The sequence below is a fragment of the Geodermatophilus sp. SYSU D00684 genome (assembly GCF_054050455.1).
This window is the reverse complement of record NZ_JBJGZI010000033.1, coordinates 25,876-40,046: the sequence shown is the minus strand read 5'-3', so window position 1 is coordinate 40,046 and position 14,171 is coordinate 25,876. Positions and strand designations below refer to the sequence as shown.

At 76.9% G+C, this 14,171-nt stretch carries 15 protein-coding genes; 5 read left to right on the top strand and 10 right to left on the bottom strand.

Translation table 11 applies throughout. The annotated features are described in order from the left end of the window. Nucleotide 1 precedes the first annotated feature (1 nt). Both ACI79L_RS20600 and ACI79L_RS20595 read right to left on the bottom strand, forming a co-directional pair. Nucleotides 2-1,042, bottom strand: coding sequence for an alpha/beta fold hydrolase (locus ACI79L_RS20600; protein ID WP_456938578.1), 1,041 nt, complete (start codon nucleotides 1,040-1,042; stop codon nucleotides 2-4). 35 nt (nucleotides 1,043-1,077) lie between these two features. Beyond that, on the bottom strand, nucleotides 1,078-2,607 hold the full coding sequence (locus ACI79L_RS20595) for a flavin-containing monooxygenase (protein WP_456938577.1): 1,530 nt from the start codon (nucleotides 2,605-2,607) through the stop codon (nucleotides 1,078-1,080). A 111-nt stretch (nucleotides 2,608-2,718) separates the two neighbouring features. Between ACI79L_RS20595 and ychF the strand changes: the two genes are divergently transcribed. Further along, on the top strand, nucleotides 2,719-3,792 hold the full coding sequence (ychF, locus tag ACI79L_RS20590) for a redox-regulated ATPase YchF (protein WP_456938576.1): 1,074 nt from the start codon (nucleotides 2,719-2,721) through the stop codon (nucleotides 3,790-3,792). A 60-nt stretch (nucleotides 3,793-3,852) separates the two neighbouring features. Here ychF and ACI79L_RS20585 read toward each other — a convergent pair whose 3' ends face one another. Beyond that, on the bottom strand, nucleotides 3,853-4,128 hold the full coding sequence (locus tag ACI79L_RS20585; protein WP_456938575.1) for a hypothetical protein: 276 nt from the start codon (nucleotides 4,126-4,128) through the stop codon (nucleotides 3,853-3,855). 162 nt (nucleotides 4,129-4,290) lie between these two features. Next, nucleotides 4,291-4,758, bottom strand: a complete 468-nt coding sequence (locus ACI79L_RS20580) for a DUF7144 family membrane protein (protein ID WP_456938574.1) — start codon at nucleotides 4,756-4,758, stop codon at nucleotides 4,291-4,293. Between the two features lie 300 nt (nucleotides 4,759-5,058). Between ACI79L_RS20580 and ACI79L_RS20575 the strand changes: the two genes are divergently transcribed. Continuing rightward, entirely contained in the window at nucleotides 5,059-5,307 is a 249-nt protein-coding gene (locus tag ACI79L_RS20575) for a DUF6458 family protein (protein WP_456938573.1), read from the top strand. A 9-nt stretch (nucleotides 5,308-5,316) separates the two neighbouring features. On the opposite strand, the gene ACI79L_RS20570 is transcribed toward ACI79L_RS20575, so the two are convergent. From ACI79L_RS20570 to ACI79L_RS20555, 4 genes are all read right to left on the bottom strand, one after another. Beyond that, nucleotides 5,317-6,186, bottom strand: a complete 870-nt coding sequence (locus ACI79L_RS20570; protein WP_456938572.1) for an RNA polymerase sigma-70 factor — start codon at nucleotides 6,184-6,186, stop codon at nucleotides 5,317-5,319. Beyond that, nucleotides 6,183-6,776, bottom strand: coding sequence for a carboxymuconolactone decarboxylase family protein (locus ACI79L_RS20565; RefSeq protein WP_456938571.1), 594 nt, complete (start codon nucleotides 6,774-6,776; stop codon nucleotides 6,183-6,185). The genes ACI79L_RS20570 and ACI79L_RS20565 overlap by 4 nt, the downstream gene beginning before the upstream one ends. A gap of 94 nt (nucleotides 6,777-6,870) precedes the next feature. Continuing rightward, nucleotides 6,871-7,302 (bottom strand): hypothetical protein, encoded by a 432-nt coding sequence (locus ACI79L_RS20560; RefSeq protein WP_456938570.1) that lies wholly within the window; start codon nucleotides 7,300-7,302, stop codon nucleotides 6,871-6,873. 77 nt (nucleotides 7,303-7,379) lie between these two features. Then, nucleotides 7,380-8,378, bottom strand: coding sequence for an LLM class flavin-dependent oxidoreductase (locus tag ACI79L_RS20555; protein WP_456938569.1), 999 nt, complete (start codon nucleotides 8,376-8,378; stop codon nucleotides 7,380-7,382). A gap of 110 nt (nucleotides 8,379-8,488) precedes the next feature. Here ACI79L_RS20555 and ACI79L_RS20550 point away from each other — a divergent pair, with 110 nt between their 5' ends. From ACI79L_RS20550 to ACI79L_RS20540, 3 genes are all read left to right on the top strand, one after another. After that, entirely contained in the window at nucleotides 8,489-11,341 is a 2,853-nt protein-coding gene (locus tag ACI79L_RS20550; RefSeq protein ID WP_456938568.1) for an AfsR/SARP family transcriptional regulator, read from the top strand. Nucleotides 11,342-11,454: 113 nt separating this feature from the next. Beyond that, nucleotides 11,455-12,288, top strand: coding sequence for a class I SAM-dependent methyltransferase (locus tag ACI79L_RS20545; RefSeq protein ID WP_456938567.1), 834 nt, complete (start codon nucleotides 11,455-11,457; stop codon nucleotides 12,286-12,288). A 64-nt stretch (nucleotides 12,289-12,352) separates the two neighbouring features. After that, nucleotides 12,353-13,405 carry a DUF2855 family protein gene (locus ACI79L_RS20540; RefSeq protein WP_456938566.1) on the top strand — a complete coding sequence of 351 codons (1,053 nt, stop codon included), beginning with the start codon at nucleotides 12,353-12,355 and terminating at the stop codon, nucleotides 13,403-13,405. Between the two features lie 6 nt (nucleotides 13,406-13,411). On the opposite strand, the gene ACI79L_RS20535 is transcribed toward ACI79L_RS20540, so the two are convergent. Both ACI79L_RS20535 and ACI79L_RS20530 read right to left on the bottom strand, forming a co-directional pair. Then, nucleotides 13,412-13,720, bottom strand: coding sequence for a hypothetical protein (locus ACI79L_RS20535; RefSeq protein WP_456938565.1), 309 nt, complete (start codon nucleotides 13,718-13,720; stop codon nucleotides 13,412-13,414). Continuing rightward, nucleotides 13,717-14,025, bottom strand: coding sequence for a hypothetical protein (locus ACI79L_RS20530; RefSeq protein WP_456938564.1), 309 nt, complete (start codon nucleotides 14,023-14,025; stop codon nucleotides 13,717-13,719). The genes ACI79L_RS20535 and ACI79L_RS20530 overlap by 4 nt, the downstream gene beginning before the upstream one ends. Between the last annotated feature and the right edge of the window lie 146 nt (nucleotides 14,026-14,171).

Below are 14,171 nucleotides of genomic sequence, written 5' to 3'. Positions count from 1 at the left end.
GTCAGGCGCTCCGCTCCTCGACGACGGGCGCGGCGGCCGCGGCGAGGGCCCGGTCGACCAGCGCGAGCAGCCGGCGGCTGACCTCGGGACGGCGCTCCAGCTGCACCATGTGCCCGGCGCCCGGGTAGACGGCGAGCTCGGCGGTGGGCAGCGCCGCCGCCAGCGTCCGGCTGTGCTCGACCGGGCACAGCCGGTCGGCGTCGCCGACGACGACCAGCGCCGGGACCTCCGCCAGCGCCTCGAGCGCCGTGGCGCGGTCGTGGTCGGAGAAGGTGGGCAGGAAGGCGGCCACCGTCTCGGCCGAGCAGGCGCGGTGCACCTCCACCGCCGCCTGCAGGTCCGCCGGGTCGGCCGCGGCGCTGAAGATCAGCCACATGTCGGCCTTCCCGACCACGCGCGGCTTCCCGGCCTGCTCGGCCCGGACCGCCCGCTCGTTCAGCACCGGCAGGGCCCGCTTGACGACCCTCGCCACCGGCCCCGGCAGCCCGTAGGTGACCGCGTCCAGCCCGCCGGAGCTGGTGCCCACGAACGCGACGCCGGCGACGCGGTCGCCGAACAGCCCGGGCCGCTGCTCGGCCAGCGCCATCAGCGTCATGCCGCCCATCGAGTGGCCGCCGAGCACGACCGGCCCGTCCGGGACGACCTCGTCGAGCACCCGGGCCAGGTCGCGGCCGAGCTGCTCGATCGTGGCGCGGTCCCGCGACGTCGGGCCGGAGGCGCCGTGCCCGCGGTGGTCGTAGGTGACCACCCGCAGGTCGGGGCGGGCCTCCAGCAGGTCGCGGACCTGGCCGGCCCACAACCGCGAGGACTGCACGTAGCCGTGCGCGAGGACCACGGTCGCCGTCGCCCGCTCGGCGCCGAACTCCGCGACGTGCAGGTCGACGCCGTCCTCGGTGGTCACGGTCCGGACGCGGCCCTGCGGCGGGGGAGTCGGCGCGGGGGCGGGGAGCTGGGCGCCGGCGGGACGGGCGGTGCGGCGGCGGGCGACGACGGCCCCGGCGGCGAGGACGGCGAGGCCGGCGGCGGCGGTGGAGGTGCGCATGGGGGTCGGGGGCTCCGGGTCAGGCGGGAACGGGATCAGGCGGGGACGGGGACGCGGGGGGCAGCGCGCAGCTCGTACGCGTCGGCGTCGAACCGCTGCATCTCCCGCATGAACGTGTACGTGTGCGTCGGCCACAGGGTGAAGTTGCGGCCCTGCTCGTCGCGGTACCAGGAGCGGCAGCCGCCGGCGTTCCACACGGTGTCGGTGAGCTCGGCCTGCAGCCGGGCGTCGTAGGCGTCCTGCGCCGAGCGGCGGACCTCCAGCGCGCCGGCGCCGGTCTCCCGCATCCGCTCCAGCGCCGCGACGACGTAGCCGATCTGCGCCTCGATCATCAGGACGACGGAGGTGTGGCCGAGCGCGGTGTTCGGCCCGAGCAGCAGGAACAGGTTGGGGAAGCCGGCGACGGTGGTGCCGCGGTGCGCGCGGACGCCGTCGCGGTCCCACTCCTCGCGCAGGGTGCGCCCCTCGCGGCCGACCAGCCGGTGCCCGAGCGGGATGTCCATGGCGCGGAAGCCGGTGCCGTAGACGACGACGTCGACCTCGTGCTCGGTGCCGTCGGCGTCGACCACCGCGTGCGGGCGGACCTCGGCCACCGGCGAGGCGACCACCTCGACGTTCGGCTGCGTGAGCGACCGCAGGTAGTCGTCGCTGACGATCACCCGCTTGCAGCCGATGGCGTAGTCCGGCGTGAGCTTGGCGCGCAGCTCGGGGTCGGGCACCTGCTGCTCGAGGAACGCGAGCGCCTGCCTGGTGACGAAGCCGCGCAGCCGGCCGCCGCCGGTCCACACGCCGAGCCGGGCCTCCCGCGCCAGGTACTGCCCGCCCCGGGCCAGCCGGAGCAAGGCCGGCACGCGCGCCCACCGCCGGTGCTCGCGCTCGGTGTAGGCGCGGTCCTGCCGCGGCACCACCCACGGCGGCGTCCGCTGGAACACGACCACCTTCGCGGCCGCCTTCTGCAGCTCGGGCACGAACTGCGCCGCCGAGGCGCCGGTGCCCACGACGGCGACCCGCTTGCCGGCCAGGTCGACCGAGTGGTCCCACCGGGCGGAGTGGAACGACGGGCCGGCGAACGTCCCGATGCCCGGCACGTCGGGCAGGTGCGGCTCGACCAGGCCGCCGGCGCCGCTCACCACGACGTCGGCGGTGAGGCGGCCGCGCGAGGTCTCCAGGTGCCAGACCAGCGCGTCGTCGTCCCACCGGCCGGAGACGACGTCGGTGTTGCAGTGCAGGTGCGGCAGGACGCCGTACCGGGCGGCGACGTCCTCCAGGTAGGCGCGGATCTCCGGCTGCCGGGAGTAGACGTGCGACCAGTCCCGCTTGGGCGCGAACGAGAACGAGTAGAGGTGGCTGGGGACGTCGCAGGCGGCGCCCGGGTACTCGTTGTCGCGCCAGGTGCCGCCGAGGCTGTCGGCGCGCTCCAGGACGACGAAGTCGTCGATGCCGGCGCGCTGCAGGGCGACGGCGGTGCCGATGCCGGAGAAGCCGCTGCCCACGATCGCCACGCGGGTGTGCGCGGGCAGCGGGCCGGTGGCGGTGGCGTGTCGCGACGTCGTCGTCAGGGTCACGGGACCTCCTGGTATCGGTGGTGTGACGAGCGTCGCACGTGTTCCACCGGACCCGACAGGGACCCGCCGGTCGTCGTCCCCGCTCCGGGGTGCCCCGTAGGCTGGACTCCCGTGAGTCTCACCATCGGGATCGTCGGGCTGCCCAACGTCGGCAAGTCGACGCTGTTCAACGCGCTGACCAAGAACGACGTCCTGGCGGCCAACTACCCCTTCGCCACCATCGAGCCGAACGTCGGCGTCGTCGGCGTGCCCGACGAGCGGCTGGGCAAGCTGGGCGAGCTGTTCGACTCGCAGAAGGTCGTCCCGGCGACGGTGTCGTTCGTGGACATCGCCGGCATCGTGCGCGGCGCCAGCGAGGGGCAGGGGCTCGGCAACAAGTTCCTCGCCAACATCCGCGAGAGCGACGCGATCTGCCAGGTCATCCGGGTGTTCAGCGACCCCGACGTCGTGCACGTCGAGGGCAAGGTCGACCCGGCCGACGACATCGAGACGATCAACACCGAGCTCGTCCTCGCCGACCTGCAGACGCTGGAGAAGGCCATCCCGCGGCTGGAGAAGGAGTCGCGCAAGGACAAGGAGCGGGCGGCGCTGCTGGCGGCGGCGCAGTCCGCCGTCGAGGTGCTCAACACCGGGAAGACGCTGTTCGCCGCCGGGGTGGACCCCGCGCCGCTGCGCGAGCTGACGCTGCTGACGACCAAGCCGTTCCTGTACGTCTTCAACGTCGACGCCGACGAGCTGGCCAACGAGGAGCTGATCGCCGAGCTGCGGACGCTGGTCGCGCCGGCCGAGGCGATCCTGCTCGACGCCAAGACCGAGGCCGAGCTCGCCGAGCTGCCCGCCGAGGAGGCCGCCGAGCTGCTGGAGTCGATCGGGCAGAGCGAGCCGGGCCTGGACCAGCTGGCCAAGGTCGGCTTCCGCACCCTCGGTCTGCAGACCTACCTGACCGCGGGCCCGAAGGAGGCGCGCGCCTGGACCATCCCGGTCGGTGCCACCGCCCCGCAGGCCGCCGGCGTCATCCACACCGACTTCCAGCGCGGCTTCATCAAGGCCGAGGTCGTCTCCTACGACCACCTGATGGAGGCCGGGTCCATGGCCGAGGCGAAGTCCCGCGGCTGGGTGCGCATCGAGGGCAAGGACTACGTCATGGCCGACGGCGACGTCGTGGAGTTCCGCTTCAACGTCTGACCCCCGGACGGCACCGGGCCCCGCCGGTCGTGGTGACCAGCGGGGCCCGGGACGGATCAGTTACTCCTCGAAGCCCGCGTTCGGGTTGCAGGCGACGCCGGGGCTCGGCAGGACCGCCTTGGCGCCCTGGCGCACGAGCTGCCCGTAGTTCTGCGTGCGGCCGGGCTCCAAGACGGTGTCGTCGTTCTGGCCCGAGAACGAGCAGATCGACGCGGCGTGCTGCGGCGCGTGGACCGGCTTGCCGTTGCCGGCGGTCTCGCCGGCCGAGGCGACGCCGGCGCCGGTGACGAGGAGGGCGGCTGCACCGAGGCAGACGACGCTGAGCTTCCTGAGCACGGAGGGGTCCTTCCGACGGGTTGGGGGGCCGCGACTCGAGCGGTCCGCCCGGTCGGGGCCAACGGGCTGCGTCGCCGGTGCGAGACTTTCTCGTTCCGCTTGCACGCCGCTGACCAGCGGGTCCTCCCTGTGCCGGGGATCCGCCGACCGCCCCCGCCGCCGTCACCGCCTCGCGGTGACCTCCCGCCCGTGCACGGTGACGGCGTAGATCACGACGACGTCGAACGCGATCACCAGCACTGACCAGAACGGGTAGGCCGGCAGGAACAGCAGGTGCACCAGCGCGCTGAGCCCGGCGAACGCGACCGCGAGCACGCGCGCCGCGCGGTTGCCCTGCATGAGACCGGCGCCGACGAGGATCCCGACCACGCCGAGCACGAGGTGCACCCAGCCCCAGACGGCGTAGTCCGCGTCGACGAACAGCGCCTCGGCCCGCACCACGTAGAAGTCCTCGCTGACGAGCGCGGTGACGCCCTCCATCACCGCGAACAGGCCGGTCAGCACCAGCAGGACCCCGGCGAAGAGGATCCACGACGCCCAGCCCGTGGGCCGCTCGTCGTAGCCGTAGGCGCCGACGTGCGCCTCGGCCTGCCAGTTGACCTCCGGCCGACTCTGGAAGGCACTGGTCATGGCGCCCACCCCCTCCCGGGCGGGACCGTCCCGCCCGGTGCAGCAGCCTGACCGCCGCCGGGGGCGGGCGCCTCCCACCGGGCGGACGATGCGCCGGGGCCCCGGCGCGGGTGCACGGAGGGGAGGAGGCCGGCGCCGTGCTCCTGCCCGAGCCGTCCTGGGCCGCCGGCCGCCTCGGGTCGCGCGCGGTCCCCGGCGGTGGGATCTTCGCTGGTGGCGGCGACGTCCGTCGCCCGTGGTGGCCCCCGGCGGCCGGGCCCGCAGCCCGCGTCCGGGGCCGCAGGGGAGAGGTGGTCGGTCATGCGACTCGGTACGGCGATCGTGCTCCTGGCCCTCGGCGCGATCCTGGCGTTCGCGGTCACGGTCGACGTCAGCGGCGTGGACCTGCGGGTGGTCGGCTGGATCCTCATGGCCGTGGGTGCGCTCGGGATCGTCCTCGAGGTGGCGCTGTTCGGGCCGCGGCGGCGCCGGGTCACCCGGACGGACGCGTACGGCACCGCGCCCGACGGCGGCCCGGTCCGGCGCACCCACACCGACGAGACCTTCTGACCCCCGCCGTCACCGCCGGAGGTCCGCGGGCTCGTCCAGGCGGCCGAGCTTGTGCGGGTTGCGCATCGCGTACATGCGGCTGATCCGGCCGTCCTCGACGACGACGGTGATCGCCGTGTCGTACTCGCCGCCGGGGTCGATCCGCAGGGCGACCGCGCCGTTGACCAGCGGCGTGGTGACCTCGACGTCGGGCACGAGGTCGGCGAACCGGGACAGCGCCCGGGCCAGCCGCTCCCGGCCCGCGATCGGGCGCAGCACGGCCGGCGCCAGGCCCCCGCCGTCGGCGACCGCGACGACGTCGGGCGCCAGCACGTCCATCAGGCCCTGCAGGTCGCCGGCGGTGAGCACGGCGAGGAACCGGTCGACGACGCGCTGCTGCTCGGCGCGGCTGACCGTCGTCCGCGGCCGGCGCGCGGCCACGTGCTCCCGCGCCCGGTGCGCGATCTGCCGCACCGCGGCGGCGGACCTGCCCACCGCCTCGGCGATCTCGTCGTAGGGCACGTCGAACACCTCGTGCAGCACGAGGACCGCGCGCTCGGTCGGCGACAGCGTCTCCAGCACGGTGAGCATCGCGATCGACACGCTCTCCGCCAGCTCGACGTCCTCGGCGACGTCCGGGCTGGTCAGCAGCGGCTCGGGCAGCCACTCGCCGACGTAGTCCTCGCGGCGGCGGGCCACGGTGCGCAGCCGGTTGAGCGCCTGGCGGGTGACGATCCGCACCAGGTAGGCCCGCGGGTCGCGCACCGCCGCCCGGTCCGCCTCGGCCCACCGCAGCCAGGTCTCCTGCACCACGTCGTCGGCGTCGGCGGCGGAGCCGAGCATCTCGTAGGCGACGGTGAACAGCAGGCCGCGGTGGGCGACGAAGGGGTCCTCGGTCATGCCGTGGCGATGCCGTCCGCCGACGGGGCCGCCAGCGGCGGCAGGCCGCAGGACGCCGAGAACTCCTGCGACCGGATGCCGAGGGCCACGTTGCTGCGCGCGCTGGAGTTCATGAAGGCGATCCTGGCGGTCAGCTCCACCAGGGCGGCCGGTCCGAGCTCGTCCAGCAGCGCGGCCGACAGCTCGTCGGTCACGGCCGGCGGGGTCAGGCTCATCGCCTCGGCGTACTCCATGACCCGCCGCTCCAGCGGGGTGAAGACGGCGGACTCCCGCCAGCGCGGCACCTCCCGCACCTTGGCCTCGTCGAGCCCGCGGTCGTGGGCGAGGAAGTGGTGCAGGTCCAGGCAGAAGCCGCAGCCGACCGTGGCGGCCGCGGACATGGCCGCGAACGTCGCGAGGTGCGGGTCCAGCCGGTTCCAGGAGTCGACCTTGCGGCCGAAGGCCATCGAGTCCTTGAGCACCGCCGGGTGGTGCCACAGGACCCCGGCGCCCTCGGGCACCTGCCCGAGCACGCGCCGGCTCATCGTCTTCAGCAGGGCCCCGTACAGGCCGGTGATCTCGGTCGGGGGGACCCGGGTGCTGCTCGCCATGTCTCCTCCAGGGTGTGCGGTGGCGTCGACATGGAGACACCGGCCGCGCCCCGCGTGTGACACCCCGGAGGAGACGGGGCGAGCAGCCGCCCGGCTACTGGCCCGACTTGGCGGGCGGGATGAGCGGGTCCGGCACCGGGTCGGCCGTCGCGCCGGTCGTCCGCGTGTCCGCGGCGGGGGTGGTCGGCGTCTCGACGTCGGCGTCCTCGAGGACGAACGCCTCCGCGACCGTCGGCGGGGTCGGGGGGACCACCGCGTCGGCGTTGCTGCCCGCGGCCACCGTCCCGGCGTCGACGGTCCCGCCGCCCGCGCTGCTGCCCCCGGATGCCTGGCCGGTGAGCTTGTCGATGCTCCCCTGCAGCGGGGCGGGCGCGGCCTCACGGGCCCTCTCCAGCGTCTGCTGCACCTCCGGCCGGCCCAGCAGGTCCCGCGCCGTCTTCGCGATCTGCTCGTACCGCTCGCGTCCGGCCCGTGCACCCAGCACGAAGCCGACCCCCAGGCCCAGTCCCAACGACAGCTTGCCCATGTCCGTCCTCCCTCTGGTCGGTCGCTCCCGCCGCCGCTACCCAGCAGGCGGCGGACCAACCCGTTCCGGCGGGCCGCTCACACGAGCTGGGGTACCCGCTGCGGGCTGAGGGCCTCGAGCGCGGCGTCCAGCTCGGCCACCGGCCGCCCCGGCGGCAGCACGACGACGGGCAGCTCGGCGCCGGCCGCGCCCCAGGTGTCGAGCGCCGCCGCCGCGGAGCCGGCGTCGCCGGCCAGCAGCAGCTCGTCGACCAGCACCTCCGCGCCCGCCGGCACCTCGCCGGGCCCGGCGGCGAGCACCGCGTCGACGGCGGCACCGAGACCGGCGCGGCGCATCGTCCGCGGGTAGAGCGGACCCATCGCCGTGAGGTAGGTGGTCAGCCACCACGACGCCGTCGCCCGCGCGACCGCCGGGTCGTCGGCCACCGCCACCGGGATGCCGGGGCTGACCAGCGGCACCGGACGGCCCGCGCCCGCCGCGCCCTCCCGCAGCAGGGCGCGGCCCGCCGCGAGGCCGGACCGGGGGAGCAGGAACGGGTACCAGGCGTCGGCCACCTCCCCGGCCAGCCGCACCGCCGCCGGCCCGAGCGCGGCCAGGTGCACCGGGAGGTGCGGCCGCGGCGGCACGGCCAGCCGCAGCGGCCGCTGCCCGCCCGGTCGCGACGGCGTCATCCGCTCGCCGGCCAGCAGCGCCCGCACCTGCCGGGTGACCGCGCCGAGGCGGGCGACCGGCGCGGTGAACGGCTCGTCGTGCAGGCCCTCGGCGAGCTGCGGCGAGCCCGCGCCCAGACCGAGGACGAACCGGCCGCCGGACAGCGTGTCCAGCGACGACGCGAGCATCGCCAGGTGCGCGGGGCTGCGCCCGTGCACGGTGAGGACGCCGGTGCCGAGGCGGATCCGCCGGGTCCGCGTGGCGATCGCGGCGAGCAGGACCGGCGCGTCGTGCGCCCAGCCCTCGGCCAGCAGGAACGCCTCGTAGCCCAGCTCCTCGGCGCGGTCGGCGAGGTGCAGGACGACGTCGGGGCGGGTCTCCATGGGGGTCACGCCGACGGCGAGCCGCCGGGCCGGTGCGGTCATGGTGCTGCCTCCTCGTGCAGGTCGGGAGCGGGCCCGCGTCTGGTCGCGCTCCCGGGGCCGCCGCTAGGGTCGGCCGCGCCCGTTGCAGTCCGCTTGCAGGCGAGGCAGCGATGACCGGTGCGACGCACCTGCACTTCCGGGTCCTGGGCCCGCTGCAGGTCGAGGACGGCTCGGGGCCGGTCGCCGTCGGCGGGCACAAGCCGCGCACCCTGCTCGCGGCGCTGCTGGTCGCCCGCGGCGAGGTGGTGCCGGCCGACCGGCTGCTCGCCGCGGTGTGGGGCGACGCGCCGCCCGACGGCGCGGTTCCCGCGCTGCGCGCCTACGTCTCCCGGCTGCGCGGCGTGCTCGGCGACGCCGCGCCGCTCCGGCACCGCCCGCCCGGCTACTGCCTGGCCCTCGACGGCGCGACGCTGGACGCCGCCGAGTTCGAGCAGCGGGTCCGCACCGCCCGGGCGGCCGCCGCCGCGGGCGACCCCGCGCGGGCGCTGGCCGACCTCGACGCCGCGCTGGCGCTGTGGCGGGGCGACGCGCTCGCCGAGTTCGCCGACGACGACTTCGCCGCCGCGGAGGCCGCCCGGCTGACCGAGCTGCGCGTCGGCGCGGCCGCCGACCGCGCCGACGCGCTGGTCGAGCTGGGCCGCGCCGCCGAGGCGGTGCCCGAGCTGGAGGCGCTGGTGCGCCGGCACCCGACGTGGGAGCGGCCGGCGGTGGCGCTGATGCGGGCGCGGTACGCCACCGGGTACCAGGCCGACGCGCTCGCCGCCTTCCACGAGCTGCGCACCCGCCTCGACGACGAGCTGGGGGTGGAGCCCGCCGCGCCGGCCCGGGAGCTGTACCGGCGGATCCTCGTGCACGACCCCGCCCTCGCCGCGCGGCCGCCGCCGGGCAACCTGCCCCGCCGGGCCAGCGGGTTCGTCGGCCGGGAGTCCGAGGTCGCCCGGGTGCTGGACGCGCTGCGGGCCGGCCCGCTGGTGACGCTGACCGGCGTCGGCGGGACGGGGAAGTCCCGGCTCGCGGTGGAGGTCGCCGCCCGGGACCGGGCGCGGTTCGACGACGGCGTGTGGCTGTGCGAGCTCGCCGCCCTGCCCGACGGCAGCCCGGTCGGGGACGCCGTCGCCGCGGCGCTGCGCATCCGGCAGCGGTCGGGGCTGTCGGTCGAGGAGACCGTGCTCGACTACCTGCGCGGGCGGTCGCTGCTGCTCGTCGTCGACAACTGCGAGCACGTGCTGCCGCACGCCGCGGCGCTGGTCGCCGAGGTGGTGCAGCGCTGCCCGCGGGTGGTGGTGCTGGCGACCAGCCGGGAGCCGCTCGGCGTCGACGGCGAGCAGCTGTGGCCGGTGCCGCCGCTGCCGCTCGCGGACGCCACCGCGCTGTTCGTCCAGCGCGCCCGCGCCGCGACGCCGGACTTCCGCCTGGACCCGGCGGCCGCCGACGCCGTCGCCGCCATCTGCAGCCGCGTCGACGGCCTGCCGCTGGGCATCGAGCTGGCCGCGGCCCGGATGCGGGTGATGAGCCCGGGCGAGGTGGCCGCCCGGCTGGAGGACGCCCCGCTGCTCGGTGGTGGCCGCGGGCCGGTGCCGCGGCACCAGAGCCTCGTGGCCGCGATCGAGTGGTCCTACCGGCTGCTGCCCGAGGACGAGCAGCGGCTGTTCCGCGGCATGTCGGTCTTCGCCGGCGGGGCCGACCTGCGCGCCGTGCACGCCGTCGCCGACCCGGCCGCCACCGAGGACGACGTCCTGGACCGGCTGACCCGGCTGGTGGACCGGTCCATGGTGGTGGCCCGCAGCGGCGTGCACAGCCGCTACGGGCTGCTGGAGACCCTGCGGGCGTACGGCCGGTCGCAGGCCGCGGCGGCGGGCGAGTCCGCGGAGCTGGCCCGGCGGCACGTCGCCCACCACGTCGACTACGCCGAGCGGGCCGGTGCGGGGCTGCAGGGACCGGACGAGCGGGCGTGGGCGGAGGAGGCCCTCGGCGTCTACGACGACCTGCGCGCCGCGTTCACCCGCGCCGCCGCCGACCGGGAGTGGGACCTGGCCGTGCGGCTGGTCGCGGCCGTGCCCGAGCTGGTGCACCTGCGGGTCGGCTACGAGGCCTACGCCTGGGCCGAGCAGTTGCTGCCCGTCGTGGACCCCGGCCACCCGCTGTACCCGGCGGCCGTCGGCGCCGCCGCCCGCGGCGCGTGGAACCGCGGCGACTTCGCGCACGCCCGGGCCACGGCCCGCCTGGCCGGGGGCCGGCTGCCGGTGCCCGGCAGCGCCCGCATCGCCTACCCGGGCGACGTGCTCGCCGACGTCGCGCTCTACGAGGGCGACGTCGGGACCGCGCTGGCGCACTACGCGGCCGAGGCGGAGCGGGCCCGGGCCGACGGCGACCGGATCCGGCTGGTGTGGACGCTGTACTACGTCGCCGTGTGCCAGGCGGTGCGCCGCCGGCCGGAGGAGGGGCTGGCCGCCGCCCGGGAGAGCCTCGACGTCGCCGAGGCCACCGCCAACCCGACGGCGCAGTCGATGGGCCGCTACGCCCTCGGCCTGGTGCTCAAGAAGTCCGACCCCGGCCGGGCGCTGGCGCTGTTCGACGAGGCGGGCGCGCTGGCCGCGGCCGTGCACAACTTCTGGTGGCACGGCATCGCGCTGATGGAGGCGGCCGCGACCCGGGCGGTGCACGGCGACCCGGCGGCGGCCGCCCGCGCGCTGCTCGCCGTCATCGACCACTGGGACCGGGTCGGTGACTCGACGCAGCAGTGGCTGGACCTGCGCTACGTGGCCCGGCTGCTGCAGCGGGTGGGCGCGGAGGCGGACGCCGCGGCCCTGCACGCCTGCCTGGTGGCGGCGGGCAAGCCCTCCCCGCTCGGCCCGCCCGCCGAGGGCGCGCCGGCCGGCGACCTCCGCGCCGCCGAGGCGGCGGCGGTCGCGCAGGCCCGCGCCGCGCTCGCCCGGGTCGTCGCCGGGGGGACCGGCGCCTGACCGGTGCACGTCCGCTGCATCCGCGGTGCACGCGGTCTGCAACCCGCCGGCACCAGCGTCGTCGGCACACCGCGGGGACGCACCCCGCACGACGACACCGAGGAGCACCAGCGATGACCGACACCGTCGACGCGACCGCCGACCGCGTGCTGAAGGCGAAGCACCGGGCGATGTGGGCGCTGGGCGACTACCCCTCCGTGGCGCGGGACCTCATCCCGGAGCTGGGGCGGGTCCTGGTCGCCGCGGCCGGCGTGGGCCCCGGGGACCGGGTGCTGGACGTCGCGGCCGGCAGCGGCAACGCCGCCGTGCCCGCCGCGCTGACCGGCGCCGAGGTCGTGGCCTCGGACCTCACGCCGGAGCTGTTCCCGGCCGGCCGCGCGTTCGCCGCGCGCGAGGGCGCCGAGGTGACGTGGGAGGAGGGCGACGCCGAGGCGCTGCCCTACGCGGACGCGAGCTTCGACGTCGTCCTCTCCTGCGTCGGCGTGATGTTCGCGCCGCACCACCGGCAGGCCGCCGACGAGCTGGTGCGGGTGTGCCGCCCCGGTGGGCGGATCGGGCTGGTCAGCTGGACGCCGGAGGGCTTCGTCGGCGAGATGTTCCGGACCATGAAGCCCTACGCGCCCCCGCCGCCGCCCGGTGCGCAGCCGCCGCCGCTGTGGGGCGACGAGCAGCACGTCCGCGACCTGCTCGGCGACCGCGTCACCGACGTCGTCGCCCGGCGGCAGACCGTGACGGTCGGCGGCTACCCGTCGCCGGAGGCGTGGCGGGACTCGTGGAAGGCGGTCTACGGGCCGACGATCGCGACCTACCGCAACGTCGCCGACGACCCCGAGCGGGTCGCCGCGCTCGACCACGACCTCGCCGCGCTGGCCGCCCGGTACGACCGCGGCACCGACGGCGTCGTCCTCGACTGGGAGTACCTGCTGCTCACCGCGCGCCGCGGGTGAGAGCTCCGGGCCGGCGCGGGGGGAGCCCGGCGCGGGCCGGCACGGAGAGGGGAGGGACGACGTGGTGGACGTCCTCGTCCGGCGCGACGACCTGCGGACCGTGCGCTGCGACCTGGGGGAGCCGCCGCGGACCGGGGTGCCGCCGGGCACGGTGCAGTTCGCCGTCGAGCGCTTCGGGCTGACCGCGAACAACCTCACCTATGCCGTCCTGGGCGACTCCTGGCGGTACTGGGACCACTTCCCGGCGCCGGAGGGATGGGGCCGGGTCCCGGTCTGGGGCTTCGGCCGCGCCACGGCCTCCGGCGTCGACGGCGTCGCGGCGGGGGACCGCTTCTTCGGCCTCTGGCCGATGTCGAGCCGGGTCACCCTCGAGGTGGCCGCGGGCCCGGGCGGGCTGGCCGACCGCTCGGCCGCCCGCGCCTCCCTCGCCCGGGTCTACGGCCGTTACGCCCGCGCCCTGCCCGAGACGGGCTTCCCGCCCGGGCTCGACGACGTCGCGGCGGTGCTGCGGCCGCTGTTCCAGACCGGGTGGCTGCTCGCCGACCGCGTGGCCCGGACCGGTGCCGGGGTGGTGGTCCTGACGTCGGCGTCGAGCCGCACCGCCGCGTGCACCGCGGCGGCGGTCCGGGCGCACGGGGACCCGCCGGAGCTGGTCGGGCTCACGTCGTCCCGGCACGCCGCGGCCACGCTGGCGCTCGGCCTCTACGACCGGGTGCTGACCTACGGGGAGGTCGACGCCCTGCCGGCGGACCGCGGCGTCGTGCTGGTCGACCTCGCCGGCGACCCGGACCTGCGCGCGGCGGTGCACCGCCGCACCGCGGGCGTCCTGCGCGCCTCGGTCGTGGTCGGCGCGACGCACTGGACGCGGGCGTCCTTCGCGAGCAGCGGCCTGCCCGGGGCCGAGCCGGAGGTGTTCTCCGCGGCGGACGCGGCGGCCGCACTGGACCCGTCGTCCGCCCGCCGGATCGGCGCCGCCTGGCCGGAGTTCGCCGCGACCCGGGCGCCCGGGCTGCTGACCGTCGAGCACCGCACCGGTGCCGAGGCGGTCACCGGGGCGTGGGCGGCGCTCCTGGACGGCGACGCCGACCCGCGCCGCGGCCTGGTCCTCTCGCTCTGAGCGCCCTCAGCCCGGCTCCTCCGTCGTCCCCGGCTCCGGTGGGCGGGGCGCCGACGCGCGCTGACCCTGCAGCTGCCGGCCGAGCTCGTCCCGCATGCGGTACAGCTCGGCCAGCACCTGCCCCCGCGCGGAGTCGCCGAGGGCGGCCGCCGCCGACCGCAGCGCCGGGCCGTGGTCGCGCCAGTAGGTCCCGACCGCCCGCGCCACCTCGCCGGGGTCGGCCCGGTCCCGGCCGGCTCGCCGGAGCAGCTCCTGGAGCCGCTCCAGCTCCTCCGCGGCGGCCGCCGCGGGCCCGGGGTCCTGCGGGCCGGTCACGCCGCCGCCTGCTGCGCGACCGGCGCGGTGCCGCCGCCCCCGCCGCCGCCCCCGCCGATGCCCTCGAGCAGGCGGATGAGCGCGTCGATGAGCTCCTGGAGCAGGTTGCCCAGGACGCCGCCGAGGTCGACGCCGTCGAGCAGCCCGGCGATCGCGCACAGCAGGTTGCCCAGCAGGTTGCCCGGGCCGGGGATCGCCTCGATGTCGAGCACCACCTCGTTGAGGTGCACGTGCAGGCCCAGCAGGTTCAGGTCCAGCGGCCCGAGGGTGAGGTCGAGGATCGGGCAGGGAGTGGGTTGCGTCATCGGGAGCACCTCGGCTCTGAGGAACTGCCGCCGGTGCGGCAGGTGCCCGACGCAGGGCGCGCGCCCAGTGTGGGAGCGCCCGGGCCGGTCCGGGGAGCACCCGGCCCGCCGCCCGGGGCCGGCCGGGTGTGCCGGTCACCGTGCGC